Genomic DNA, 25,911 nt, shown 5'->3' with positions numbered 1-25,911 from the left:
GTCGCACGAGGGGGTGGCGGTCACATGAGGGGGGTCAGGAAGCGGCGGAGCCGTTCCTCGTAGGCGGCCGGGTCGGCGTTCCACATGGCGGAGTGCGGGGCGTTGCGCACGGTGTGGAGGGTGACGAGATCCGGCCGCAGTCCGGCGAGCCGCCGGGAGTCCTCCCAGGGGGCCAGGACGTCGTCGGGGCCGTGGACGAGCAGGGTCGGCACCTGGAGTGCCCGGTGGTCGGCGGCCTCCGCGAGCCGGTCGGGGTGGGCTCCGGTACTGCCCTGGGCGGCTCTGACGGCGAGCGGAATCACCGGGCGAGGGGTGCGGTTGGCGGCGGCCAGGGCCCGCAGGGTGACCTGCCAGTCGAGCACCGGCGAGTCCAGGACCAGTCCGGCGATCCGGTGGCGCTGCGCGGAGTTGGCGGCGGCGTGCAGCGCCATGCTGGCGCCGGTGGACCAGCCGTGGAGGACGACGCGTTCGGCGCCGTACCGCACGGCGTAGCGGATCGCCGCGTCCAGGTCGCGCCATTCGCTGTCGCCGAGGTGTCCGAGGCCGTCGGGCGAGCGGGGCGCGCCGAGGTCGCCGCGGTAGGCCAGGTCGAGCACGGGGAACCGGAGGCGGTGCAGGAAGGGCATCACCACCATGGGGTGCTCCCGGGTGGTGCCCAGGCCGTGGACGGTGATCATCCAGGTGTCGCGTGCCTGGGGCACGAACCAGGCCGGCAGGGTGCCGAGTTCGCCGGGGATGTCGACGTCGGCGTGGTCGAGGCCGAGTGCGGAGCGCGGGTCGCCGAGGTGCACCTGGGGGGTGAGCCACAGTCTGTCGCCGGGCCGGAGTTCGCCGTGCGTGACCCGTTCCAGGCGGCGTACGACGGTGTCGGGGCCGGGTGCGGCGCCTTCGACGAGCGGGCCGATGACGGCATGGCTGTGGCGGGAGGTGAGGCCGTAGGTGCCGGGGCGCTGCGAGGCCAGGGAACGGGTCAGGGTGATCCGGCCGGCGGCGACGGAGTGGACGGTGAGCTCGGGCTCGATGGGCAGCGGACGTCCCGGGACGTTCTTCAGGGCGGCGCCGCTCGCGAGCCGGCCGGCCGCGATCACGGCCGCGCCGGCCCCCAGGACGGTGGTGGCGGCGAGTGCCGCCGCTCTGCCGGTGCGCATCCGTTCCAGTGTGGGCGGGCGGCGGGCGCACGGCCAGTGGCCGGAGCCGCCCGGGTGACGGTTCGGGCCCCTGCGATTTCGGCGCCGGCGGCGCGGGTGTGTCAGCGCAGGTGTGTCAGCGCGGGCGCGCGGCGCGGGTGTGTCAGCGCGGCTGCCCGTAGCCGCGCAGCCGCCGCTGGGCCTCGTCCAGCTGATCGGGGGTCAGCAGGCTGGGTTCGAGACCGGGTACGGAGCGGGCGGCGAGCCAGACCCGGCACATCCACTCCAGCTGCGCGGTGCGGTCGTACGCCTGGTCGAGGGTATCGCCGTAGGTGAGTGTGCCGTGGTTCTGGAGCAGGCAGCCGCTGCGGTCCCGAAGTGCGTCCGTCATGTTGCGGGCGAGTTCCTCGGTGCCGTACGTCGCGTAGCGGGCGACGCGGACCGGTCCGCCGAGCATGCCGGCCATGTAGTGGATGAGCGGCAGCTCGGTGACGAGGGTGGAGACCGCGGTGGCGTGCACGGCGTGGGTGTGCACGACGGCGCGGGCATCGGTGTGCCGGTACACGGCGAGGTGCATGGGCAGTTCGCTGGTCGGTGCGAGTTCGCCGCGGACCCGGGTGCCGTCGAGGTCGACGGCCAGCAGGTCCCCCGGGCCGAGCCGGTCGTAGGGCACTCCGGTGGGCGTGACGAGGACCAGGTCCCCGACGCGTGCCGACACGTTCCCCGACGTACCGACGACGAGGCCCTCGGCGGTCGTCCTGCGGGCGGTGGCGACGAGCGCGGTCCAGGCGGCGTCTTCTGCGTCGGTCATGCGCGCGATCCTGCCACGCCGCCGGGCGGCGGGGCCCTCGACAGAGGCCCGGGGCACCGGCCGGCGGGCACGGTCGCCTTCCCCGAGGGCGGCGGCCGACACCTGTGACCAGGATCACGTCGGCGGCCGGATGTCCGGAGAAGCGTTCACCCGGGCCCGAACGGGACCTCCACCGGCCTCCCCGGGGCCCCCGCAGGGGGGCGGTTTCCAGCCGTTCCAGGCCACCCAAGCCCCGGGGAGTCCCTTCCCGGGACCCCTCGGGGGTGACGTGCGACACTTCACGGAGACTCGCGGGACACCGCAAGGCCCGTCGCAGTTCACCTTCCGTTCACTCAGGTTACGTACGTTCAACGCGCCAATGACCTCGAAAGATTGCCTGGGTAAATGGAAAACTTCTCGCTGATCCTCGCGATTGTGGTGGTAACCGCACTCGCGTTCGATTTCACGAACGGTTTCCACGACACCGCCAACGCGATGGCCACCACCATCTCGACCGGCGCAATGAAGCCCAAGGTCGCGGTGGCCATGTCCGCCGTGCTGAACCTTGTCGGCGCCTTTCTCTCCGTGGAGGTCGCCAACACGATCTCCAAGGGTCTCGTCAACGAAGACGGCATACGTCCCGAGGTCATTTTCGCGGCGCTCGTCGGCGCCATCCTCTGGAATCTGCTGACCTGGCTCGTCGGACTCCCCTCCAGCTCCTCGCACGCCCTCATGGGCGGTCTGATCGGAGCCGCCATCGCCTCGGCCGGCTTCGGAGCCGTCCATGGCGACGTGCTCGTCACCAAGGTGCTCATCCCGGCCGTCGCGGCCCCGCTGGTCGCGGGTATCGCCGCGATGCTGGCCACCCGGCTGACCTACCGGCTCGGCAGGAACGTCGACGAGAAGACCTCCCACACGGGCTACAAGGCCGGCCAGATCGCCTCCGCCGGCCTGGTCTCCCTCGCCCACGGCACCAACGACGCCCAGAAGACGATGGGCATCATCACCCTGGCCCTGGTCGCCGGCGGCGCCATCGCCCCCGATTCCGACCCGCCGGTCTGGGTGATCCTCTCCGCCGGTGTCGCGATCGCACTCGGCACCTACCTGGGCGGCTGGCGCATCATCCGCACCATGGGCCGCGGTCTGACCGACCTCCAGCCGCAGCAGGGCTTCACCGCCCAGACCAGCGCGGCCACGGTCATCCTGGCCTCCTCCCACCTGGGCTTCTCCCTGTCCACCACGCACTCCGTGTCCGGTTCGGTGATGGGCGCGGGCCTCGGCCGCAAGGGCGGCGTGGTCCGCTGGTCCACGGCGACTCGGATGTTCGTCGCCTGGGGCCTCACCCTCCCGGCCGCCGCGCTCGTCGCGGCGCTCGCCGAGTACCTGACGTCCTTCGGCACCTGGGGCACCGCACTCGTCGCCGTGTTCCTCATCGCCTCCAGTGCCGCGATCTGGATCGTCTCCCGGCGCGAGGTGGTCGACCACAGCAACGTCAACGAGACCGAGGAGCCGCCCGGCGTGGTCACCGCCGCGATGGCCGCCGTCACCCCTCCCCCGGCCGGTCACCAGGCCACCGCCGAGGAGCTCGCGGCCACCATCCCGGCCCCGCCCGCGACGGCCACCACCCAGGCCGAGTCCACGACACGGCCCACCACGGTCTGAGCCCGAAGGAAGAAGCAGCAAGATGAAGATCGACTGGGCAGCTCTCGGCTCCGTCTTCGGAGTCAGTCTCGTGGTCACCGTGGCCCTCGTCGGCCTGTTCACCCTCGGCATCGTCGGCCTCTCCAGGCGGCGGGCGGCCACCGCCGAGGGCGGCTCCTCCGGAGCCGCGGCCCTGGCCGGTGCCGGCGCGTACGCGTGCTTCGCGCTGTGCGCGGCGGCCGTGGGCTACGGCATCCACCTGATCATGGCCTGAAGGCCGCGCAACGCATCCGCCACGCCCCGCCCGGCCCCGAAAGGGTCCGGGCGGGGCACAGCCGTTCCCGGGCCGGGCGGAGCCGTTCCCGCCCCGGGTACGGCGCGCCCCTGCCCGCGGCGGACGCCCCCTGCCCGCGCCGGTGCGCCCCGCGATGTGGGCCTCGGCACAATGCGGCTTCGCAGGTCAAGGGCGAGTTGACGGGCCTTCGCGGGGCGTGGTGGACTGCCCGAGCCATATACGGCGGCAGGAGAGGAAGCCGGTGCGAATCCGGCGCGGTCCCGCCACTGTCACCGGGGAGCGGTCCCCCAACACCGGAACGTCACGGCTCGCGCGAGCGGGCTGGAAGGCCGGGGGCACCGCGGATCCGGGAGCCAGGAGACTCTCACCGCCGGTCACGTCGACTTCGGGGCGCGGACCCCGAGTGAGGACATATCGCCATGCCCGGCTGCCGTACCGCGAAACCAGCACCCCCGCGCACCAGTGAGGTCCCTGACGGCACCTCGGCGGGCTGAGCCGTGCGTGCCGATCACGTCTACGCGTACGGCGCCACGGCCGGAGTCCTCGGCGATCTGCTGCTCGGCGATCCCCGCAGGGGCCACCCCGTCGCGGGCTTCGGACGCGTCGCAGGCGCCCTGGAGCGGCGGCTGTGGCGCGACCACCGGGGCGCTGGAGCGCTGTACACCGCGCTGTGCGTCGGCGGGGCCGCCGCCGGAGCGGGCATCGCCGCGCGCGCCGCGCGCCGCAGCCCCGGCACCGCGCTCGCGCTGACCGCCGCCACCACCTGGGCCGTCGTGGGCGGGACCTCGCTCGGCCGGGAGGCGCGCGCCGTGGGCGGGGCGCTGGCCGCCGGGGACGCGGAGACGGCACGGGAGCGGCTGCCGCATCTGTGCGGCCGGGATCCGCAGGCGCTCGACGAGCCGGGCATCGCCCGGGCGGTGGTCGAGTCCGTGGCCGAGAACACCTCCGACGCCGTGGTGGGAGCCCTGGTGTGGGGGGCGCTCGGTGGTGTGCCGGGGCTCGTGGGGTTCCGCGCCGTCAACACCCTCGACGCGATGGTCGGGCACAGATCGGCCAGGTACCGCCGCTTCGGATGGGCCTCGGCCCGGCTGGACGACGTGGCGGGCTGGCCCGGAGCCCGGCTGACGGCCGTTCTCGCCACCGCGCTGGGTCCCGATCCGCGCGGTGCCGTACGGGCCTGGCGCACCGACGCCGCGAAGCACCCCAGCCCCAACGCGGGCCGCGCCGAAGCGGCCTTCGCGGGGGCTCTCGGGGTGCGGCTCGGCGGAACGCTCAGCTACGGCGGGCGGGTGGAGCACCGTCCGGTGCTGAACGCCGCGGGCCGGCCCGTCCTGGCGGGGGACATCGAGCGCGCGGTACGGCTCTCGCGGCGCGTCACCGCCGGAGCCCTCGCCGTCTGTGTGGCGGGGCGGCTCTTCACCGGGGCACTGCTGAGGAGAGGGCGGGCATGAGCGGGCTGCTGGTCGCGGGAACGACCTCGGACGCGGGCAAGAGCGTCGTCACGGCGGGGATCTGCCGCTGGCTGGTGCGGCGCGGCGTCAAGGTGGCGCCCTTCAAGGCGCAGAACATGTCCCTCAATTCGTACGTCACCCGGGAGGGCGCCGAGATCGGCCGCGCCCAGGCCATGCAGGCGCAGGCCGCCCGGGTCGAGCCGACGGCGCTGATGAACCCGGTGCTGCTCAAGCCCGGCGGCGACCGGACCAGCCAGGTGGTGCTGCTGGGCAGGCCGGTGGGCGAGATGAGCGCCAGGGGTTACCACTCCGGCCGGCAGGAGGCGCTGCTCGGCACGGTGGTGGAGTGCCTCCAGGAGCTGCGGGGCACGTATGACGCGGTGATCTGCGAGGGGGCCGGCAGTCCGGCGGAGATCAATCTGCGGCGCACGGACATCGTGAACATGGGGCTCGCCCGGGCCGCGCGGCTGCCGGTCGTGGTGGTCGGGGACATCGACCGGGGCGGGGTGTTCGCGTCCTTCTTCGGTACGACGGCCCTGCTCTCGCCGGAGGACCAGGCGCTGGTCTCCGGGTACATCGTGAACAAGTTCCGCGGCGACGTCTCGCTGCTGGAGCCGGGCCTCGACATGCTGCGCGGCCTCACCGGGCGGGAGGTCTTCGGCGTACTGCCCCACCGGCACGGGCTCGGCATCGACGAGGAGGACGGGCTGCGGGTCTCGCTGCGCGGCACGGTCCGCGAGTCGAACACCGCGCCGCCGTACGGCGAGGACGTCCTGCGCGTCGCCGTCTGCGCGGTGCCGCTGATGTCCAACTTCACCGACGTGGACGCGCTCGCCGCGGAACCCGGCGTCGTGGTGCGGTTCGTGAACCGTCCCGAGGAGGCCGCCGATGCCGACCTGGTGGTGGTCCCCGGCACCCGCGGCACGGTCGGCGCGCTCCAGTGGCTGCGCCGGCGCGGCCTCGCGGACCTCCTGGCGCGGCGCGCCGCCGAGGACCGCCCCGTGCTGGGCGTCTGCGGCGGCTACCAGGTGCTCGGCGAGCGGATCGAGGACGAGGTCGAGTCCCGGGCCGGCGAGGTCGAGGGGCTGGGACTGCTGCCGGTGCGGGTGCGTTTCGCCCGCGAGAAGACCCTCGCCCGGCCGGTGGGAGAGGCGCTGGGAGAGCGCGTGGAGGGCTACGAGATCCACCACGGCGTCGCCGAGGTGTTCGGCGGTGAGGCGTTCGTGTCCGACGGCTCGGGGCGGGGCCTGGACGGCTGCCGCGTCGGGCAGGTCTGGGGCACCCACTGGCACGGCGCGCTGGAGAGCGACGCGTTCCGCCGCCGGTTCCTGACCGAGGTGGCCAGGGCGGCGGGCCGGCGTTTCGTGCCGGCGCCCGACACCCGGTTCGGCGCGTTGCGGGAGGAACAGCTGGACCGGCTCGGCGACCTCGTCGAGGAGCACGCCGACACGGACGGGCTGCTGAGGCTGATAGAGGACGGGCCCCGGCCGGGGCTGCCGTTCATCCCGCCGGGCGCACCGTGACCGGCGGAAGCGCCGTCACCGACGTGAGCGCCGGCCGTGCGGACGGCGCGGACCGACGGAACGGCGCGGACCGTACAGACAGTACGGACTGTACGAAGAACACCGATCGGGTGACGAGCACCGATCGTCAGGAGAAGACCGCGGACCGTGGAACAACAAGGAAGTTGGGGCCTTTCGTGAGCACCGTGCTGTTGCTGTCCACCGCCGACACGGATCTGCTGGCGGCGCGCGCCTCCGGCGCCCCGTACCTGATCGGCAATCCCTCCCGGATCGACGCGGGCACCGAGCTGCCCGCGCTGCTCGAGGGCGCGGACATCGCCGTCGTACGCCTGCTGGGCGGCAGGCGCGCCTGGGAGGACGGGCTCGCCGCGCTCGGGGCCGCCGGGATCCCGACCGTGCTGCTGGGCGGCGAGGCGGTGCCGGACGCCGAGCTGATGGCTCAGTCCTCGGCCCCGGCCGGGGTCGTCGCCCAGGCGCTGCGCTACCTGGTCGAGGGCGGGCCGGAGAACCTGGCGCAGCTCGCGGCCTTCCTCTCCGACACCCTGCTGCTGACCGGGCTCGGCTTCGAGGAGCCGCGGAAGCTGCCCGGGTACGGCGTGCACGGGGCACGCCCGTACACCGAGGGGCGGCCGACCGTCGGGGTGCTGTTCTACCGGGCGCACGAGCTGTCCGGGAACACGGCCTTCGTCGACACGCTGTGCGAGGCGATCGAGGGGCAGGGCGCCAACGCGCTGCCCGTGTACTGCGGTTCGCTGCGCGGCGCGGACCCGGGCCTGTACGCGCTGCTGGGGCGGGCCGACGCGCTCGTCGCGACCGTCCTCGCGGCCGGCGGCACGGTCGCCGGTGACGCGAGCGCCGGCGGCGACGAGGAGGCCTGGGACGTCGGGGCGCTCGCCGGGCTGGACGTCCCGGTGCTCCAGGGGCTGTGCCTGACCTCGTCGCGGGCCGCGTGGGAGGAGTCGGCCGCCGCGCTGTCCCCCATGGACGCGGCGATGCAGGTGGCGATCCCCGAGTTCGACGGGCGGCTCGTCACCGTTCCCTTCTCCTTCAAGGAGCAGGGCCCCGACGACGTACCGGTGTACGAGGCCGACCCGGAGCGGGCCGCGCGGGTCGCCGGGATCGCCGTGCGGCATGCCCGGCTGAAGCACAAGCCGAACGCGGAGAAGAAGCTCGCGCTCGTGTTCACGGCGTACCCGACGAAGCACTCGCGGGTCGGCAACGCGGTGGGCCTGGACACGCCCGCCTCGGCGGTGCGGGTGCTGGACGCCCTGCGGGACGCCGGGTACGCGGTCGAGGGGTACCCCCCGGGCGGGGACGAACTGATCCACCGCCTCATCGAGGCCGGCGGCCACGACGTGGAGTGGCTGACGGAGGAGCAGCTTTCCGCCGCGCCCGCCCGGGTGCCCCTGGCCGACTACCGGGCCTGGTTCGGCACGCTGGACGCGGATCTGCGGCAGGGGATGCTGGACGCGTGGGGCGAGCCGCCGGGCTCGCTGTACGTGGACGGCGAGGACATCGTGCTCGCGTCCCTGCGCTTCGGGAACGTCGTCGTGATGATCCAGCCGCCGCGCGGTTTCGGGGAGAACCCGATCGCGATCTACCACGACCCGGACATGCCGCCCTCGCACCACTACCTCGCGGCGTACCGCTGGCTGGAGAACAGTTTCGGCGCCGACGCGATCGTGCACATGGGCAAGCACGGCACGATGGAGTGGCTGCCGGGCAAGGGCCTCGGCCTGAGCCGCGGCTGCGCCCCGGACGCGGTCCTGGGCGATCTGCCGCTCGTCTACCCCTTCATCGTCAACGACCCCGGTGAGGGCACCCAGGCCAAGCGGCGCGGGCACGCCACGGTGGTCGACCACCTGGTGCCGCCGATGGCACGCGCCGACACCTACGGCGACCTGGCGAAACTGGAGCAGCTTCTCGACGAGTACGCGCTGGTCAGCGATCTGGACCCGGCGAAGGCACCGGCGGTGCGCGCGCAGATCTGGACGCTGGTGAAGGCCGCGGAACTCCACCACGACCTGCACGTCGACGAGCAGCCGGACGAGGGCGAGTTCGACGAGTTCGTCATGCACATCGACGGCTACCTGTGCGAGATCAAGGACGTGCAGATCCGGGACGGCCTGCACGTCCTGGGCGGCGGTCCCGAAGGGGACGCCCGGGTCAACCTGGTGCTGGCCGTGCTGCGCGCCTCGCAGGTGTGGGGCGGGAGGGCGAACGCCCTGCCCGGGCTGCGGGCCTCGCTGGCCGCGCACTTCGGACTCGACGAGAAGGCGCTGCTGGCCGAACCCGGGGCCGCGGTCAAGGTCCCCGAGGCGCTGACGGTGCTGGTGGACGGGCCGGCGAGGACCGGCGCCGACGCGATCGACCTGCTGGAGCGGCTGTGCCGGCGGCTCGCCGAGGGCATGGAGGCGCGCGGCTGGGAGGCGGCCGGGGTCCCGGACCTCGTACGGGAGGTGCTGGACGGCGCCGTGCCCTCCGGGGACACGCCTCCCGGACCCACCTGCCGGGACGCCGTAGCCGTGCTGGAGTTCGCCTGCCGTGAGGTGGTGCCGCGGCTGGCGCGTACGACGGACGAGATCGACCACATCCTGCGCGCCCTGGACGGCGGTTACGTCCCGGCGGGCCCCTCCGGCTCCCCGACGCGCGGGCTGGTCAACGTCCTGCCGACCGGCCGCAACTTCTACTCCGTCGATCCGAAGGCGATTCCGTCCCGGCTGTCGTGGGAGGTCGGCCAGGCGCTCGCCGACTCCCTGGTGGCCCGCTACCTCGCGGACACGGGCGACTACCCGAAGTCCGTGGGGCTGACGGTGTGGGGCACGTCGGCCATGCGGACGCAGGGCGACGACATCGCCGAGATCCTGGCGCTGCTCGGCTGCCGCCCGGTCTGGGACGACGCCTCGCGGCGCGTCACCGGCTTCGAGGTGGTGCCGCCGGACGAGCTGGGCCGGCCGCGCATCGACGTGACGGTCCGCATCTCCGGCTTCTTCCGGGACGCCTTCCCGCACGTGGTCGCGCTGATCGACGACGCGGTACGGGCGGTGGCCGCGCTGGACGAGCCGGACGAGGTGAACTTCGTACGGGCCCATGTGGAGGAGGACACGGCGTCGCACGGAGACCGGCGCCGGGCCACGGCCCGGATCTTCGGCTCCAAGCCGGGGGCGTACGGGGCGGGCCTGCTGCCGCTGATCGACGCGCGGAACTGGCGCAGCGACGCGGACCTCGCCGAGGTGTACGCGGTGTGGGGCGGCTACGCCTACGGGCGCGGACTGGACGGGCGCGCGGCGCGCGGTGACATGGAGACGGCGTTCCGGCGGATCCAGGTCGCGGCGAAGAACGTCGACACCAGGGAGCACGACCTCGTCGACGCCGACGACTACTTCCAGTACCACGGCGGGATGGTGGCGATGGTCCGTCACCTGACGGGCACGGGGCCCGAGGCGTACGTGGGCGATTCGGCGACGCCGGACCAGGTGAGGACGCGCACGCTCGGCGAGGAGACCCACCGGGTGTTCCGCGCGCGGGTGGTCAACCCCCGCTGGATGGCGGCCATGCGCAGGCACGGCTACAAGGGCGCCTTCGAGATGGCGGCGACCGTCGACTACCTCTTCGGCTACGACGCGACGGCGGGCGTCGTGGACGACTGGATGTACGAGAAGCTCTCGGCCGAGTACGTCTTCGCCCCGGAGAACCGCGACTTCATGCGGAAGTCCAACCCGTGGGCGCTGCGCGGCATCACCGAGCGGCTGCTGGAGGCGGCCGACCGCGGACTGTGGGCGGAGCCGGAACAGGACACCCTGGACCGGCTCCGGGAGACCTACCTCGAACTCGAGGGCGATCTGGAGGGCGGCGAGTGATCTTCCCGGCGCACCGGGAGCCCGCTCCCCCCGAACGACTGATCACCGCCGGCTCCACGGACCAGGAGGTCTTCGCGTGAGCGTCCCCTACCCCTTCACCGCGATCGTCGGGCAGGACGACCTGCGGCTGGCACTGCTGCTGAACGCGGTGTCGCCGCGGGTCGGCGGCGTGCTGGTGCGCGGCGAGAAGGGCACCGCGAAATCGACCGCCGTGCGGGCACTGGCGGCCCTGGTGCCGGAGGTGGAGGTCGTCTCGGGGTGCCGGTTCTCCTGCGCCCCCGCCGGGCCCGATCCGCTGTGCCCGGACGGCCCGCACGAGGAGACCCCCGGGGTGTCGCGGCCCGCACGGATGGTGGAGCTGCCCGTCGGGGCGTCCGAGGACCGGCTCGTCGGGGCGCTCGACATCGAGCGGGCCCTCTCGGAGGGCGTGAAGAGCTTCGAGCCGGGGCTGCTCGCGGCCGCACACCGGGGGATCCTCTACGTCGACGAGGTCAACCTTCTGCACGACCACCTGGTGGACCTCCTGCTGGACGCCGCCGCGATGGGCGCCTCGTACGTCGAACGCGAGGGTGTCTCCGTCCGGCACGCCGCACGGTTCCTGCTGGTCGGGACCATGAATCCCGAGGAGGGGGAGCTCAGGCCCCAGCTCCTCGACCGATTCGGCCTGACCGTCGAGGTCGCGGCCTCCCGCGAGCCCGGGCAGCGTGTGGAGGTCGTGCGGCGGCGACTGGCCTACGAGGACGACCCGGCCGGCTTCGCCGCCCGGTGGGCCGACGAGGAGGCCGCCCTGCGCGGGCGCATCGCCGCCGCGCGGGAACTGGTGTCCTCCGTGCGGCTGGGCGACGGCGCGCTGCGGCAGATCGCCGCGACATGCGCGGCCTTCGAGGTGGACGGCATGCGCGCGGACATCGTGATGGCGCGTACGGCCACGGCGCTGGCGGCCTGGGCGGGCCGTACGGAGGTGCTCGCCGAGGACGTGCGGCAGGCGGCGCTGCTGGCGCTGCCGCACCGCAGGCGGCGCAATCCCTTCGACGCGCCCGGCCTGGACGAGGACAAGCTCGACGAGACCCTGGAGGAGTTCGGCGGCGACGCGGACGACGAGGGCGACGACGACCCCGGCCCGGACGGTCCGGGCGGCGGGGGCGGACGGCCGCCGCAGGACGGGCCCGGCGGGCCCGGCGACGCCCCCGCGCGGGAGACGGACGCGGCCGGCGCACCCCAGGCGCCCGACGCGTCCCCGGCCGGGCAGGCGCAGGCCGCACGGGCGGGCCAGGGCGAGGGCGCCGGGCAGGGCGGATCCGCGCCCGAGCAGACCGCCGTACGCCCCGCCGACCCCTTCCGCACCCGCGTCCTGACCGTGCCCGGGCTCGGTGAGGGCGCGGCGGGCCGCAGGTCGCGGGCGCGTACGGAGCACGGGCGGACCACGGGGGCGCGGCGGCCCAGGGGCGCGCTGACCAAGCTGCACCTGGCGGCGACGGTACTGGCGGCCGCCCCGCACCAGCGGGCGCGCGGACGGAGCGGCCCGGGGCTGGTGGTGCGGCGCGGCGATCTGCGGCAGGCCGACCGGGAGGGCCGTGAGGGCAACCTGGTGCTCTTCGTCGTGGACGCCTCCGGGTCGATGGCGGCGCGGCAGCGTATGGGCGCCGTGAAGGGTGCCGTGCTCTCGCTGCTGCTCGACGCGTACCAGCGGCGCGACAAGGTCGGTCTTGTCACCTTCCGCGGCAGGGAGGCGGCGCTCGCACTGCCGCCGACGTCCTCGGTGGACGCGGCGGCGGCCCGGCTGGAGTCGCTGCCGACGGGCGGCCGTACGCCGCTCGCCGCCGGGCTGCTGAAGGCCCACGAGGTGCTGCGCGTGGAGCGGCTGAGGGACCCGGCGCGCCGGCCGCTGCTCGTCGTGGTGACGGACGGCCGGGCGACCTCGGCGGCAGGCCGCGGTGAAAGCGGCGGGAGCGGCGCGGCGGGAGCGGCCGGGTCCGGGGACCCGCTCGCGCTCGCCACCCGCGCGGCGCGCCTGTTCGCCGCCGGCGGCACGGCCTCGGTCGTCGTGGACTGCGAGGCCGGGCCGGTGCGGCTGGGGCTGGCGGGCCGGCTCGCGGCGGACCTCGGCGGCACGGCCGTGGCCCTGGACGAGTTGCGGGCGGACAGCATCGCCGGGCTGGTGCGCGACGTGCGCGACGTACAGGACGCCCGCGGGACGACGCGGGGAACGACGACGGGGAGGGCAGCGTAATGCCGCAGGGACAGCCGAGTGCCGTACCGGACGACGGACTGACGACCCGTCAGCGCCGTAACCGTCCGCTGGTCGTCGTCCACACGGGCGTCGGCAAGGGCAAGTCGACGGCGGCGTTCGGGCTCGCGCTGCGCGCCTGGAACCAGGGCTGGCCGATCGGGGTGTTCCAGTTCGTCAAGTCCGCCAAGTGGAAGGTCGGCGAGGAGCGGGCGCTGCGCGTGCTCGGTGCGAGCGGCGAGGGCGGGAGCGTCGCCTGGCACAAGATGGGCGAGGGCTGGTCCTGGGTGCAGCGGGACATCGCCACGAGCGAGGAGGCGGCCCGGGAGGGCTGGGAGCAGGTCAAGCGCGACCTGGCGGCCGAGACGTACCGGCTGTACGTGCTCGACGAGTTCGCGTACCCGATGCACTGGGGCTGGGTCGACACCGACGAGGTGGTCGCCGTGCTGCGCGACCGCCCCGGCACCCAGCACGTCGTCGTCACGGGCCGCAACGCCCCGGAGAAGCTGGTGGACCTAGCCGATCTGGTCACCGACATGTCGAAGGTGAAGCACCCCATGGACGTGGGCCAGAAGGGCCAGAGGGGCATCGAGTGGTGAACTCCGCGCCCCGCCCGTCCGCCCCGGCGCGCCTCGTGATCGCCGCACCCGCCTCCGGGAGCGGCAAGACCACCGTCGCGACGGGACTGATGGCCGCCTTCGCCTCGCGCGGCCTCGCCGTGTCCCCGCACAAGGTCGGCCCCGACTACATCGACCCCGGGTACCACGCGCTGGCCACCGGCCGCCCGGGCCGGAACCTCGACGCGTACCTGTGCGGGGAGGAACTGCTGGCGCCGCTGTTCCTGCACGGGGCCGCCGGCTGCGACCTGGCGGTCGTGGAGGGCGTGATGGGGCTGTACGACGGTGCGGCCGGGCAGGGCGAGCTGGCGTCGACGGCGCAGGTGGCGAAGGCGCTGCGGGCGCCGGTGGTGCTGGTCGTGGACGCCTCGTCGCAGTCGAGGTCGGTGGCGGCGCTGGTGCACGGCTTCGCGTCCTGGGACCCGCTGGTGCGGATCGGGGGCGTGATCCTCAACAAGGTGGCGTCCGACCGGCACGAGGAACTGCTGCGGGCGGCGCTCGAAGAGGCAGGGGTGCCGGTACTGGGGGTGCTGCGACGGGACGCGGACGTCGGCACGCCGTCGCGTCACCTGGGTCTGGTGCCGGTGGCCGAACGGCGGCGCGAGGCGGTCGAGTCGGTGGCCGCGCTGGCCGAACGGGTGCGGGCCGGGTGCGACCTGGACGCGCTGTACGCGCTGGCGCGCAGTGCCCCGCCGCTGCCGGACGCCCCGTGGGACCCCGCGGCCGGCATGGCCGGGAAACCGGGACGACGCCCGGGACCGCGGCCCGTCGTCGCGGTCGCGGGCGGGCCCGCGTTCACGTTCTCGTACGCGGAGAACACCGAACTGCTGGCCGCCGCCGGGGCGGAGGTCGTCGTCTTCGACCCGGCCGGCGACAAGGAACTGCCCGAGGGCACGGCCGCGCTGGTGATCGGCGGCGGCTTCCCCGAGGTGTACGCGCCCGAGCTGTCGGAGAACGAGCCCCTGCGGCGGGCGGTCGCGGAACTGGCCGCCTCCGGCGCCCCGGTGGCCGCCGAGTGCGCCGGGCTGCTGTATCTGTCGCGCTCGCTGGACGGCATGCCGATGTGCGGGGTGCTGGAGGCGGACGCGCGGATGTCGGAGCGGCTGACGCTGGGCTACCGGGACGCGGTCGCGGTCGCGGACAGCGTGCTGGCCGACGCCGGCACCAGGATCCGGGGCCACGAGTTCCACCGCACGGTGACGGAGCCGGGCAGCGGGACGATCGGCGCGGTGGGCGGCGGGGCGACGCCCGCGTGGGGCTTCACCCGGCCCGAGCGCCGTGTCGAGGGCTTCGTACTCGGTGGCGTGCACGCCAGTTATCTGCATCTGCACTGGGCCGCCGCACCGTCGGTGGCGCGGCGCCTGGTCGACAGGGCCGCCGGCCCGGCGGCCACCTTCGGACGAGGAGCGACACCATCATGACGACCGCCACATATCGCCTCATCGGGGTCGGGATGGGGCCCGGCGACCCCGAACTGGTGACCGTCAAGGGCGTGGGCGCCCTGCGCGCCGCGGGTGTCGTCGTCGTACCCGTGATGGATACGGGCGAGCGCGGGCGGGCCGAAGCCACGGTGCTGCACCACATCGCCCCGGACAGGATCGTGCGGGTGGTGTTCGCGCTCAACGAGCGCAGTGACCGGGCCCGGCGCGAGACCGCGTGGGACGCGGCCGGCGCGCGCGTGGCGGAACTGCTGCGGGAGCACGGCACGGTGGCGTTCGCGACGATCGGCGACCCCAATGTGTACTCCACGTTCACGTACCTGGCGCAGACCGTCGCCCGTCTGGTGCCACAGACCGCGGTGGAGACGGTGCCCGGCATCACGGCGATGCAGGACCTGGCGGCCCGCAGCGGGGCGGTGCTCACCGAGGGCACCGAGCCGCTGACCCTCGTACCGGTGACGGCCGGCCGGGCGGTGCTGAAGGAGGCGCTGGAGGGCCCGGGCACGGTCGTGGCGTACAAGTTCGGGCGGCAGGCGCGTGAGGTGGCGGCGATGCTGCGGGCCACGGGCCGGGCCGAGGGCGCGGTGTGGGGGTCGTCGCTGGGGCTGCCCGGCGAGTCGATCCACGGCGCCGAGGAGCTGGCGGACGGGCCGCTGCCGTACCTGTCGACGCTGATCGCGCCCGCGCGGCGCGAGGGCGGACGCGGGGGCAAGCTGTGACCGGCGTGCGATCGCGCTCCGCGCGGGGCGCCGGCACGGAAACCGGATCAGGCCCCGTTCCGCGCACGGGTGGCCGCGGCGCCGCGACCGGCGCGGAGCCGCACCCGGGCGACCCGGGAGCGGGACCACTCGGTGCGGAAGCGCCCGCGTGCCCGGCCCACGGGACGGAACCCGGCACCCGCCAAGACACCGGCACGGATCCGCAGGCGGGCCGAGACACCGGCACGGCCCCGCACGCCGACGAGAGCACCGACGCCGAGCCGCACGCGGGCCAAGCCCCCGGAGCGCGGGCACGCACCGGCGAAGGCACCGGCACGGATCCGCACGCGGGCCAAGCCCCCGGAGCGCGGGCACGCACGGGCGAAGGCACCAGCGCCGAGCCGCACGCAGCCGGCCCCGGTGCGGGGCCGTGCACCGGCGGGAGCACCGGGGGCCGGCCGCACGCGGGCCGTGGCCCGGCCGCGGGCTCCGTGGTGGGCACGCGCATATCCGATCCGTCCGCACGACCACCATCCGAGAGGACCACCACCATGGCCGCAGCCGCATCCGAGGACCCCGAGGGGACCACCGGCAAAGTGACCTTCGTCGGCGCCGGGCCCGGCGCGGCCGACCTGCTGACCTTCCGGGCCGCACGGGCCATCGCCGACGCGGACGTGGTCATCTGGGCCGCCTCCCTCGTGCAGGCCGAGGTGCTGGAACACGCCCGGGACGGCGCCGAGGTCCTCGACTCGGCGAAGCTGTCGCTGGAGGACGTCGTCGCCGTGTACGAGCGCGCGGCCCGGGACGGGCTGCGCGTCGCCAGGGTGCACTCGGGCGACCCGGCGCTGTGGGGCGGCACCCAGGAGCAGTTGGACCGGTGCGCGGCGCTCGGCCTGGAGGTCGAGATCGTGCCGGGTGTCTCGTCGTTCTCGGCCGTGGCCGCGATCGCGCAGCGCGAGCTGACGGTCCCCGAGGTGGCGCAGTCCGTGATCCTGACCCGGCTCGGCGGTGGCAAGACGCCCATGCCGCCGGGCGAGGAGGTCAGGGAGTTCGCCCGGCACGGCACCACGATGGCGGTGTTCCTGTCCGCCGCCCGCTCCGGGCAGCTGACCCAGGAACTCCTGGAGGGCGGCTATCCGACCTCGACGCCGGTGGTCGTCGCCTACCAGGCGACCTGGCCGGACGAACTGGTGCTGCGCTGCACGATCGGCACGCTGGAGGAGACCGTCAAGGAACACAGGCTCTGGAAGCACACGCTGTTCCTGGTCGGCCCGGCGCTGTCCGCGTCCGGCACGCGGTCGCACCTCTACCACCCGGGCCACTTCCACGGCTTCCGCCGGGCCGACCCGGCGGCCCGCAAGTCCCTGCGCGAAGGAGCGAAGCAGCTGTGATCGGCCTGATTTCCGCCACGGCGGCGGGTGCGGCGGCCCGCGACCGGCTGGCCGCGGCCTGGCCCGGCCGGACGAAGGTGTACGACGGTCCGGTACGGGAGTCCGTCGAGCGGGCCTTCGCGGAGTGCGAGCGGCTGGTGTGCTTCCTGGCGACCGGGGCCGTCGTACGGATCGTCGCGCCCCTGCTCGCGGGCAAGGAGCTGGACCCCGGCGTCGTCTGCGTCGACGACGCGGGACGCCACGCCGTCGCGCTGCTGGGCGGCCACGGCGGCGGGGCGAACGCGCTGGCGCGCGAGGTGTCGGAGGTGCTGGGCTGCGAGCCGGTCGTCACGACGGCGACGGACGCACGGGGCATCCCCGGGCTCGACACCCTCGGCCTCCCGGTCGAGGGTGCGACCGCGGCCGTGACCCGCGCGATCCTGGACGGCGAGCGGGTCGCCCTGCACGCGGACGCGGCCTGGCCGCTGCCCGCGCTCCCGCCGAACGTACGTCCCGACCCGGCCGGTCACGTCCCCGGGACCGCGGACGCCGAGCCCGGCCCGGCCGGTGTCCCCGCGTCTCCCCCCGCGTCGGCCGGTCTCGCCTCCGACGCCGCGCACGGCTCGGCGTCGCGCCTGGTGTCCGCTGCCGGCCGCGCGGCGGGGCAGGGGGCCGGTGCTCACGCATCGGGCACACCCCACCGGCCCCACCCGGCCGGCGTCGCCGCCGGGGAGACGGCCGGGCCGGCGGACGGGGCCGGGGCGGTCCGCCCGGCGGACGCCGGTGTCACGGGCGATCCCACTCGGACGGGCAGCCGCGCCGGACACCGGGACGACGAGCCGTCCGGCCGCGCCGGCGGGAGTCCGCTGGGGCGGCAGGAAACGGCCGTCACGGACGCGCGGCCGCGGCCGGCCGGCGCCCCGGACCCGGCGGACGGGGGCAGCGGTGCGGAGTACCGCCTCGTCGTCACCGACCGGATCGTGGCACTCGGCGGAGGAACCGCCGTCCTGCGGCCGCCCTCGCTCGTGGTCGGGGTCGGCGCCAGCAAGGGTGCTCCGGTGGACGAGGTGCTGGGGCTGGTCGAGGAGACACTGGCCTCGGCCGGGCTGTCGGTGAGGTCCGTGGCCGAGGTGGCGACCGTCGAGGCGAAGGCCGGGGAGCCGGGCATCGTCGGCGCCGCGCGGGCGCTCGGGGTCCCGCTCCGGGTGTACGGGGCCGGGGAACTGGCCGGGATCGAGGTGCCGAATCCGTCGCGGGCACCGCTCGACGCCGTGGGCACGCCGTCCGTCGCGGAGGCGGCGGCGCTGGCCGGCAGCGGGGGCGGCGAACTGCTGGTTCCCAAGCGGAAGTCGGCGCCGCCGGGCCGTGCGGCGATGGCGACGTGCGCGGTGGCCCGGCGGCGGCCGCGCGGGCGGCTCGCCGTTGTCGGGCTCGGGCCCGGAGCCCGGGACCTGCTGACGCCGCGGGCCCGCGCGGAGCTGCGCCGGGCCTCCGTCGTGGTCGGCCTCGACCAGTACGTCGACCAGATCCGGGACCTGCTGCTGCCGGGCACCCGCATCCTGGAGTCCGGACTGGGCGCCGAGGAGGAGAGGGCGCGTACCGCCGTCGCCGAGGCCCGTGCCGGGCACGCGGTGGCCCTCATCGGGAGCGGGGACGCGGGCGTGTACGCGATGGCCTCGCCCGCCCTCGCCGAGGCCTCCGCGGACATCGACGTCGTGGGCGTCCCGGGTGTGACGGCCGCGCTCGCGGCCGCCGCGATCCTGGGGGCGCCGCTCGGCCACGACCATGTCTCGATCAGCCTGTCCGACCTGCACACGCCGTGGGAGGTCATCGAACGGCGGGTACGGGCGGCGGCCGAGGCCGACATCGTCGTGACGTTCTACAACCCGCGCAGCCGGGGCCGTGACTGGCAGTTGCCGAAGGCCCTCGGCATCCTCGCCGAGCACCGCGCGCCCCGCACCCCCGTCGGCGTCGTACGCAACGCGTCCCGCCCGGACGAGAGCAGCCGCCTCACGACGCTGGCCGCGCTGGACCCGGCGACGGTCGACATGATGACCGTCGTGACGGTCGGGAACACCGCCACCCGCGAGGTCGCGGGCCGGATGGTGACCCCGCGCGGCTACCGCTGGCAGAGCACCGCCACACCTACCGAGGAGAACCTGTGACCACCCCGCCCGCCCTGCTCATCGCCGGCCACGGCACCCGTGACGAAGCGGGGGCCGGGGCGTTCCGGGACTTCGTACGGGCGCTGGGCGAGCGCCGTCCCGGACTGCCCGTTGCCGGCGGGTTCATCGAGCTGTCGCCGCCGCCGCTCGGGGAGGCCGTCACCGAGCTGGTGGAGCGCGGGGTGCGGCGTTTCGCCGCGGTCCCGCTGATGCTGGTGTCGGCCGGGCACGCGAAGGGCGACATCCCGGCGGCACTGGCCCGGGAGAAGGAACGGCACCCGGGCATTTCCTACACCTACGGCCGTCCGCTGGGCCCTCATCCGGCGCTGCTGTCCGTGCTGGAGCGGCGGGTCGACGAGGCGCTCGGCGGCGGACCGGCCGGCGGGGCGGCGTGGGACCGTGCCGACGTGACCGTGCTGCTGGTGGGCCGCGGTTCCACCGACCCGGACGCCAACGCCGAGGTGCACAAGGCGGCGCGGCTGCTGTGGGAGGGCCGGGGCTACGCGGGCGTGGAGACGGCGTTCGTGTCGCTGGCCGCACCCGATGTGCCGGCCGGTCTCGACCGCTGCGCCCGGCTCGGCGCGAGCCGTGTCGTGGTGCTGCCGTACTTCCTGTTCACCGGCATCCTGCCGGACCGGGTGCGGCGGCAGACCGCCGACTGGGCAGCGGCGCACCCGGAGACTCAGGTGCGGTCGGCGGATGTCATCGGCCCCACGGAGGAGCTGATGTCCCTGGTGCTGGAGCGCTACGAGGAGGCGGTGAAGGGCGACCTGCGGATGAACTGCGACGCGTGCGTGTACCGGATAGCGCTGCCCGGCTTCGAGGACAGGGTCGGGGCTCCGCAGCAGCCGCACTTCCACCCGGACGACGACGGCCACCACCACGGTCACCACCACGGCGACGGTCAGGGCACCGGACACGGACACCAGCACGGCGGCCACGCCCATGCCCACTGATCCCTGCGACCTGCGGCACCACGGGGACGCGGAGGTCAGGGGCGGCGCCGGGCTGGTCGACCTCGCGGTGAACGTGCGTGCCGGTACGCCGCCCCAATGGCTCAGGGAGCGGATCGCCGCCTCCCTGGACGCTCTGGCCGCCTACCCGGACGGCTCGGCGGCCCGGGCGGCGGTCGCGCACCGCCATGGCCTCCCGCCGTCCCGGGTGCTGCTGACGGCCGGGGCCGCGGAGGCCTTCGTGCTGCTCGCCCGCGCCCTGACGTTCCGTCACCCGGTCGTCGTGCACCCGCAGTTCACCGAGCCCGAGGCCGCGCTGCGGGACGCCGGGCACGAGGTGCGGCGGGTCGTGCTGAGCGCCGGGAACGGGTTCCGGCTGGATCCGGACGCCGTTCCCGACGAGGCGGACCTGGTGGTCATCGGCAACCCGACCAACCCCACGTCCGTGCTGCACCCGGCCGGGCTGATCGAACGGCTCGCGCGCCCCGGGCGGACGCTGGTCGTCGACGAGGCGTTCATGGACGCGGTGCCCGGCGAGCGCGAGGCACTCGCCCCGCGCACCGACGTACCGGGCCTGGTGGTGCTGCGCAGCCTCACCAAGACCTGGGGGCTGGCGGGCCTGCGCATCGGCTACGTCCTGGCGGACCCGGCCACGATCGCGGTCCTCGAGCGCGCCCAGCCACTGTGGCCGGTCTCCTCCCCCGCCCTGGTCGCGGCCGAGGCGTGCACCGCGCCCCCGGCACTGGCGGAGGCGGAGGCGGCCGCCCGGGCGATCGCCGCCGACCGTGGCCATCTGCTGGCCGGGCTGGCCGCGTTCGACGAGGTGTGGACACCGCCGGACCCCGAGGCGTCCTTCGTGCTGATCCGGGTCCCCGGAGCAGACCGGGTCCGGGAGCGGCTGCGCGACCTGGGCTTCGCGGCCCGCCGCGGCGACACCTTCCCCGGCCTCGGCCCCGACTGGCTCCGCCTCGCCGTACGGGACCGGGCGACCACGGACGTCTTCCTGCCGGCTCTGGGCAAGGCCCTGGACGGCTGAGCGGTCCGGGGAGGCGGTTCTTTCGCCTCCTCGGACCGCTCACCGGGGTGGGAGGGAGGGCGGCGTGGGAGCTCGCCGCCCTCCCGGCCGGTGGGCCCGCCCAACGGGCCAGTCCTGAAGGGCCATTCGCGAGGGGCGCGTCGCGGCCGTCAGCCGCGGCGGCGGGAGCGGGCCAGGGCCACGGCTCCGGCGCCCGAGGCGACGAGGGCGAAGGCGCCGCCCGCCAGGTACGGGGTGAGGGAACTGCCGCCGGTCTCGGCGAGGTTCGCCCTGCCGGGTTCGCCCGCCGACTGCGCGGCGATGCCCGGCGTGTCGCCGGAGGCCTCCTCCGCGGCCTCGCCCTCCGGCTCCGCCGCGGTCTCCGTCTCCGGCGCGGCCTCATTCCCCGAACCGGACCCCGGCCCGGAGGCCGGGCTCGAGGGCGAGGTGCAGGTGGCCTGGGCCAGCGTGACCGTGCCCTCCACCTCCGCCACGTTCAGCTCCAGCGGGTCGACGGACACCTTGAGTTCCAGGGCGGTCGCCGCCGCCGTCGTGCTCGTGGTCTCCTCGCGGGACAGGTCGAGCCGGACCTCGCCCACCCCCGGCACCGCGACCCGTGTCGTGCCGCCGGTCGACAGGGTGACCTTCTTGCCGAGGGCGGTGACAGAACCCAGCAGGTTGGACTCGGCGACCGGCTGCCTGCCGGCCTCGCAGACCGCCTTCGAGGTGACCTTCTCGACCTCGATCAGGGACAGCAGCGGCAGTCCGGGAACGTGCACCCTCGCCTTCACCAGGTTCGACTCCGCCTCGGCGCGGCCCTCGGTGACGTCCGCCCTGGCGGTGGCCACGTCGGCGCGCAGGATCTGTACGGGCCTGCCCTTGTCGACGCCGTCCACGGTCACGGCCAGCGCCGTCTTGTCGGCGGCCGCCTCGGGGGCCCGCACCTCGTTGAGCGAGGCGCGCAGCGGGATCCGGACCGACTTGTCGAGCAGCGAGACGTCGAGTCCGGTGCGCAGCACGACGGCGCTCGCGTTTCCGCCGCCCTTCTCGTCGGTGGCGTGCGCCGGTACGGCGGTGACGAGTGCCGTGCCGACGGAGAGCAGGGCGGCGGTGCTGCGTACGAGAACGGACATGGTGAAGGAACCCTCACAGGTGTGGAGACAGGGGACATCGAGCCGCCGCGCCCCGCCATGGGGGACATCGCGGGTGGTGCCGGCGGTCTCGGTCCACGAATCCTTACGCACTGAGGGTGAACGGTCAGCAACCCAGCGCCACTTCACCCCAACGGGTGGTTACCGCTTGTCCGTTCGACATCAGGGGCGGGCGGGCCCGCCCCTCCCGTCAGCCGACGACCCGGCCCTTCAGCACGATCCGTCGCGGAGCCGCCAGTACCCGGACGTCCGCCCGCGGGTCCGTCTCGTACACCACCAGGTCCGCGGGCGCGCCCTCCTCCAGCGAGGGCCTGCCCAGCCAGGCACGGGCGCCCCAGGCCGTGGCGGACAGCGCGTCGACCGGCGGGATGCCCGCCTTGACGAGTTCCGCCACCTCGGCGGCGACCAGTCCGTGCGCGAGCGAACCGCCGGCGTCCGTGCCGACGTACACCGCGATGCCCGCGTCGTAGGCCGCGCGCACGGTGTCGTACCGGCGCTCGTGCAGCCGCCGCATACGGGCCGACCAGCGGGGGAACTTGCGCTCCCCGCCCTCGGCGAGCCGGGGGAAGGTCGCGATGTTGACCAGCGTCGGAACGATGGCGACACCATGTTCGGCGAAGAGCGGAATGGTCTCCTCGGTGAGCCCGGTCGCATGCTCGACACAGTCGATGCCGGCCTCGACGAGCGGGGCGAGCGACTCCTCGGCGAAGCAGTGCGCGGTGACGCGGGCGCCGAGCCGGTGGGCCTCGGCGATGGCGGCCTCGACCGTCTCGCGAGTCCAGCAGAAGGTGAGGTCCCCGGTGTCCCGGTCGATCCAGTCGCCGACGAGCTTGACCCAGCCGTCCCCGCGCCTCGCCTCCCGGGCGACGTACGCGACCAGTTCCTCCGGCTCGATCTCATGGGCGTAGTTGCGGATGTAGCGCCGGGTACGGGCGATGTGCCGGCCCGCGCGGACGATGCGCGGCAGGTCCTCGCGCTCGTCGATCCAGTGGGTGTCCACCGGCGATCCGGCGTCGCGGATCAGCAGCGTGCCCGCATCCCGGTCGGTGAGGGCCTGCTTCTCCGCGACGTCCTCGGGCACCGCTCCGTCCGGGCCGAGGCCCACGTGGCAGTGCGCGTCGACGAGACCGGGCAGCGCCCACCCCTCGACGGTGGTGACGTCCCCGGGCCCGGCACCGGCGGGGCGCTCGTACGTGATGCGGCCGCCGACGACCCACACCTCGTCCCGCACCTCCTCGGGACCGGTGAGCACCCGCCCCTTCACATGCAGCACCTCGTCATCGCTCATGCCCGCACCATAGAACAGCGCCGGAACGGCGCGGCAGCGGCCCTGGGGAGGGTTCGGCAAGGTCGGGAGCGTTCGCGGAGGCTCACGGTGGTTCACGGAGGTTCCGGAGCGCCCGGGAAGGCACGCGCGCGGCGGGGGACGCGGCCCGGGTCCGGCCGGGCGGCGGCCCGCGGGCGCGGGGAAACCGCCCTCCGGGCCCCGTCGTACGGCCTCCTATGCTCGGGCGAAGCACGCATTACTGGGTCATTCTCGAAAAGGGCACTCCCGTGACACATCCGCATCCCCACCCGCTCCTCGACCTTCCTCCGCTCACCGCCGCGCGCTTCGCGGCCATCGAGCGGCGGGTGGCGGCGCTGCTCGGCACCCGGCAGGACGTCGTGATCACCCAGGGTGAGGCGCTGCTGCCGCTGGAGGGCTGCATCCGCTCGGCGGCACGGCCCGGCTCGACCGCGCTGAATGTGATCACCGGCCCCTACGGGCAGACCTTCGGGGGCTGGCTGCGCGACGCGGGCGCCGAGGTGGTGGACCTGGAGGTGCCGTACCACACCGCGGTGACCGCCGAGCAGGTCGGCCGGGCGCTCGCCGGGCACCCGGCGATCGACTTCGTCTCGCTGGTCCACGCGGAGGCGGCGACCGGCAACACCAACCCGGTCGCGGAGATCGGCGAGGTCGTGCGGGGGCACGGGGCGCTGTTCATGCTGGACGCCGTCGCCTCGGTCGGCGCGGAGCCGCTCCTGCCCGACGAATGGGGCGTGGATCTGTGCGTGATCGGCGCGCAGAAGGCGATGGGCGGGCCCGCGGGAGTCTCGGCCGTGTCCGTGAGCGCCCGCGCCTGGGAGCGGATGGCGGCCAATCCCGCGGCGCCGCGCCGCTCGTACCTCTCCCTCCTCGACTGGAAGGAGCGCTGGATCGACGGCGGACGGAAGGCACTGCTGCACGCGCCCGCGCAGCTGGAGATGCTGGCACTGGAGGCCTGCCTGGCGCGGATCGAGGAGGACGGCGCGGAGACCGTGATGCGCCGGCACCGGGCGGCCGCGGCGGCGACCCGGGCGGGCGCCCTGGCGCTGGGCGGCGGCCTGGGGCCGTACGTGCGCGAGGCGCGGGAGGCGGCGCCGGTCGCGACGACGCTGCGCACGCCCGGCGGCACGGACGCCTCCGAGCTGGTGGCGGCGGCCCTGACGGCGGACGGGTCCCTGCCGCTGGTCGCGGGTGGCGGCGCGCTGGCCGGGGAGATGATCCGGGTCAACCATTACGGGGCGGACGCGACGCCGGACGTGGTTCTGGCGTCGCTGACCGGTCTCGGGCGGGCCCTGCGCGAGAAGGGCGTTCAGGCGAATACGGAGGAAGCGCTGGAGACCGCGAACGAGACCTGGAAATCATTCATCTCCTGAGCGAATACAGGGGGACCGGGCCCGATTTCACCGGGGGTAGCTCCCCGCATTCGCCTGCCCGGTTTCCCCGGCCTCAAACGCCTCGGTTCCGCTGACATCCATTCGCGATGACAGGCGTGTGACACACTCCACAGACCACCCGTTTTATACGGATTCATCACCCCAATTACCCCCGAGAATCCAGGGTCTGCGCACGCGCACCCACGCGCGTGATAACACGTGTCCCAGCGCGGTGGAACCTCGTACGGAAATGCAATTCAAGATCTCCCTCGGTAAATTCGGGCCGCATGAATGTCCCCCCGAGCACTCTGGACAATTCGAGATCTCCGAACATTCCCAGCAGTCAGCGCATTGCGAGCACTCCGGTCATCGGCACGCCGCGCGTCGAGGACGGTGCGGCGATCTGGCGGATCGCCCGCGACTCCCGGGCCCTGGACCTCAACTCCTCGTACAGCTATCTGCTGTGGTGCCGCGACTTCGCCGCTACCTCTCTGGTGGCACGGGACGCCGGTGGTGAGCCGATCGCCTTCGTCACCGGCTACCTGCGGCCCGAGAGCCCGAGGACCCTGGTCGTCTGGCAGATCGCCGTGGACGCAGCACACCGCGGCCGGGGGCTGGCGGGGGTACTGCTCGACGCGCTGACCGTGAAGACCGCGGACGCGCACGGCGTACGGGCCGTCGAGACGACCGTGACCCCGGACAACACCGCCTCCGACCGGCTGTTCACCTCCTACGCCGAGCGGCACGGGGCCCCGCTGACGCGTGAGGTCCTCTTCCACGGAGGGCTGTTCCCTGACGGGGCGCACGAACCGGAGGTGCTCTACCGGATCGGCCCGCTCACCGCCTGCCGCCCGGCCGGGCCCAGAGCGTCGTCCGCCGCAAGACCCGGCTGGTCCACCTCGCCCTGCCC

The 25,911-nt window shown here is 74.6% G+C and carries 19 protein-coding genes and 1 riboswitch; of the genes, 15 read left to right on the top strand and 4 right to left on the bottom strand.

Features of this window, described 5'->3' with window-relative positions; all coding sequences use genetic code 11:
- Positions 1-20 precede the first annotated feature (20 nt).
- Both GUY61_RS12115 and GUY61_RS12110 read right to left on the bottom strand, forming a co-directional pair.
- On the bottom strand, positions 21-1,148 hold the full coding sequence (locus tag GUY61_RS12115; RefSeq protein ID WP_166630122.1) for an alpha/beta hydrolase: 1,128 nt from the start codon (positions 1,146-1,148) through the stop codon (positions 21-23).
- Positions 1,149-1,290: 142 nt separating this feature from the next.
- Positions 1,291-1,938 carry a class II aldolase/adducin family protein gene (locus GUY61_RS12110; protein ID WP_166630121.1) on the bottom strand — a complete coding sequence of 216 codons (648 nt, stop codon included), beginning with the start codon at positions 1,936-1,938 and terminating at the stop codon, positions 1,291-1,293.
- Between the two features lie 384 nt (positions 1,939-2,322).
- Here GUY61_RS12110 and GUY61_RS12105 point away from each other — a divergent pair, with 384 nt between their 5' ends.
- The 13 genes from GUY61_RS12105 to cobC all read left to right on the top strand — a co-directional run bounded on the left by GUY61_RS12105 (position 2,323) and on the right by cobC (position 21,192).
- On the top strand, positions 2,323-3,579 hold the full coding sequence (locus GUY61_RS12105) for an inorganic phosphate transporter (RefSeq protein ID WP_166630120.1): 1,257 nt from the start codon (positions 2,323-2,325) through the stop codon (positions 3,577-3,579).
- 22 nt (positions 3,580-3,601) lie between these two features.
- Complete coding sequence (locus GUY61_RS12100; protein WP_166630119.1) at positions 3,602-3,832, top strand: hypothetical protein; 231 nt, start codon at positions 3,602-3,604, stop codon at positions 3,830-3,832.
- 251 nt (positions 3,833-4,083) lie between these two features.
- A riboswitch (cobalamin riboswitch) is annotated at positions 4,084-4,217 on the top strand.
- A 133-nt stretch (positions 4,218-4,350) separates the two neighbouring features.
- The gene (locus tag GUY61_RS12095) at positions 4,351-5,304 is read left to right on the top strand and encodes a cobalamin biosynthesis protein (RefSeq protein WP_166630118.1); all 954 of its coding nucleotides are present in this window, start codon (positions 4,351-4,353) and stop codon (positions 5,302-5,304) included.
- Positions 5,301-6,827, top strand: coding sequence for a cobyric acid synthase (locus tag GUY61_RS12090; RefSeq protein ID WP_166630117.1), 1,527 nt, complete (start codon positions 5,301-5,303; stop codon positions 6,825-6,827). The genes GUY61_RS12095 and GUY61_RS12090 overlap by 4 nt, the downstream gene beginning before the upstream one ends.
- A gap of 176 nt (positions 6,828-7,003) precedes the next feature.
- Positions 7,004-10,687 (top strand): cobaltochelatase subunit CobN, encoded by a 3,684-nt coding sequence (cobN, locus tag GUY61_RS12085; RefSeq protein WP_166630116.1) that lies wholly within the window; start codon positions 7,004-7,006, stop codon positions 10,685-10,687.
- 76 nt (positions 10,688-10,763) lie between these two features.
- Positions 10,764-12,917 (top strand): putative cobaltochelatase, encoded by a 2,154-nt coding sequence (locus GUY61_RS12080; RefSeq protein WP_166630115.1) that lies wholly within the window; start codon positions 10,764-10,766, stop codon positions 12,915-12,917.
- Complete coding sequence (cobO, locus tag GUY61_RS12075; protein WP_166630114.1) at positions 12,917-13,513, top strand: cob(I)yrinic acid a,c-diamide adenosyltransferase; 597 nt, start codon at positions 12,917-12,919, stop codon at positions 13,511-13,513. The genes GUY61_RS12080 and cobO overlap by 1 nt, the downstream gene beginning before the upstream one ends.
- On the top strand, positions 13,510-14,952 hold the full coding sequence (locus GUY61_RS12070; RefSeq protein ID WP_166630113.1) for a cobyrinate a,c-diamide synthase: 1,443 nt from the start codon (positions 13,510-13,512) through the stop codon (positions 14,950-14,952). Before cobO ends, GUY61_RS12070 begins: the two co-directional genes overlap by 4 nt.
- Positions 14,949-15,689, top strand: coding sequence for a precorrin-2 C(20)-methyltransferase (gene cobI, locus GUY61_RS12065; protein WP_166630112.1), 741 nt, complete (start codon positions 14,949-14,951; stop codon positions 15,687-15,689). The genes GUY61_RS12070 and cobI overlap by 4 nt, the downstream gene beginning before the upstream one ends.
- A gap of 530 nt (positions 15,690-16,219) precedes the next feature.
- Positions 16,220-17,059: a precorrin-4 C(11)-methyltransferase gene (gene cobM, locus GUY61_RS12060; protein WP_166630111.1), complete on the top strand. Its 840-nt coding sequence runs from the start codon at positions 16,220-16,222 to the stop codon at positions 17,057-17,059.
- Complete coding sequence (gene cobJ / locus GUY61_RS12055) at positions 17,056-19,203, top strand: precorrin-3B C(17)-methyltransferase (protein WP_166630110.1); 2,148 nt, start codon at positions 17,056-17,058, stop codon at positions 19,201-19,203. The genes cobM and cobJ overlap by 4 nt, the downstream gene beginning before the upstream one ends.
- Positions 19,200-20,159 carry a sirohydrochlorin chelatase gene (locus GUY61_RS12050; protein ID WP_166630109.1) on the top strand — a complete coding sequence of 320 codons (960 nt, stop codon included), beginning with the start codon at positions 19,200-19,202 and terminating at the stop codon, positions 20,157-20,159. The genes cobJ and GUY61_RS12050 overlap by 4 nt, the downstream gene beginning before the upstream one ends.
- Positions 20,149-21,192 carry an Rv2231c family pyridoxal phosphate-dependent protein CobC gene (gene cobC, locus GUY61_RS12045; RefSeq protein WP_166630108.1) on the top strand — a complete coding sequence of 348 codons (1,044 nt, stop codon included), beginning with the start codon at positions 20,149-20,151 and terminating at the stop codon, positions 21,190-21,192. The genes GUY61_RS12050 and cobC overlap by 11 nt, the downstream gene beginning before the upstream one ends.
- 149 nt (positions 21,193-21,341) lie before the next feature.
- Here the strand turns inward: cobC and GUY61_RS12040 are convergent, their stop codons facing one another.
- Together GUY61_RS12040 and GUY61_RS12035 are read right to left on the bottom strand one after the other, a co-directional pair.
- Positions 21,342-22,304 (bottom strand): SCO1860 family LAETG-anchored protein, encoded by a 963-nt coding sequence (locus GUY61_RS12040; protein ID WP_166630107.1) that lies wholly within the window; start codon positions 22,302-22,304, stop codon positions 21,342-21,344.
- A 208-nt stretch (positions 22,305-22,512) separates the two neighbouring features.
- Positions 22,513-23,610 carry an amidohydrolase family protein gene (locus tag GUY61_RS12035; RefSeq protein WP_166630106.1) on the bottom strand — a complete coding sequence of 366 codons (1,098 nt, stop codon included), beginning with the start codon at positions 23,608-23,610 and terminating at the stop codon, positions 22,513-22,515.
- 266 nt (positions 23,611-23,876) lie between these two features.
- On the opposite strand from GUY61_RS12035, the gene GUY61_RS12030 reads away from it, so the two are divergent.
- Together GUY61_RS12030 and ectA are read left to right on the top strand one after the other, a co-directional pair.
- Positions 23,877-25,001 carry an aminotransferase class V-fold PLP-dependent enzyme gene (locus GUY61_RS12030; RefSeq protein WP_313896629.1) on the top strand — a complete coding sequence of 375 codons (1,125 nt, stop codon included), beginning with the start codon at positions 23,877-23,879 and terminating at the stop codon, positions 24,999-25,001.
- A gap of 350 nt (positions 25,002-25,351) precedes the next feature.
- Positions 25,352-25,911 (top strand): diaminobutyrate acetyltransferase (ectA, locus tag GUY61_RS12025; protein WP_398955172.1); only part of this gene is annotated, 560 nt, incomplete at its 3' end.

The organism is Streptomyces sp. GC420 (genome assembly GCF_009916105.1).
GTDB lineage: Bacteria > Actinomycetota > Actinomycetes > Streptomycetales > Streptomycetaceae > Streptomyces.
Note: the sequence above shows the minus strand (reverse complement) of the source record. Positions and strands in the feature narration are given on the sequence as shown.

What these genes read in the sequence shown, in the direction of transcription:
- GUY61_RS12040 (WP_166630107.1), bottom strand. Translation starts at nt 22,304, where the DNA reads ATGTCCGTTCTCGTACGCAGCACCGCCGCCCTGCTCTCCGTCGGCACG.
- cobI (WP_166630112.1), top strand. Translation starts at nt 14,949, where the DNA reads ATGACGACCGCCACATATCGCCTCATCGGGGTCGGGATGGGGCCCGGC.
- cobO (WP_166630114.1), top strand. Translation starts at nt 12,917, where the DNA reads ATGCCGCAGGGACAGCCGAGTGCCGTACCGGACGACGGACTGACGACC.
- GUY61_RS12105 (WP_166630120.1), top strand. Translation starts at nt 2,323, where the DNA reads ATGGAAAACTTCTCGCTGATCCTCGCGATTGTGGTGGTAACCGCACTC.
- GUY61_RS12035 (WP_166630106.1), bottom strand. Translation starts at nt 23,610, where the DNA reads ATGAGCGATGACGAGGTGCTGCATGTGAAGGGGCGGGTGCTCACCGGT.
- cobC (WP_166630108.1), top strand. Translation starts at nt 20,149, where the DNA reads ATGCCCACTGATCCCTGCGACCTGCGGCACCACGGGGACGCGGAGGTC.
- GUY61_RS12090 (WP_166630117.1), top strand. Translation starts at nt 5,301, where the DNA reads ATGAGCGGGCTGCTGGTCGCGGGAACGACCTCGGACGCGGGCAAGAGC.
- cobM (WP_166630111.1), top strand. Translation starts at nt 16,220, where the DNA reads ATGGCCGCAGCCGCATCCGAGGACCCCGAGGGGACCACCGGCAAAGTG.
- GUY61_RS12115 (WP_166630122.1), bottom strand. Translation starts at nt 1,148, where the DNA reads ATGCGCACCGGCAGAGCGGCGGCACTCGCCGCCACCACCGTCCTGGGG.
- GUY61_RS12110 (WP_166630121.1), bottom strand. Translation starts at nt 1,938, where the DNA reads ATGACCGACGCAGAAGACGCCGCCTGGACCGCGCTCGTCGCCACCGCC.
- GUY61_RS12100 (WP_166630119.1), top strand. Translation starts at nt 3,602, where the DNA reads ATGAAGATCGACTGGGCAGCTCTCGGCTCCGTCTTCGGAGTCAGTCTC.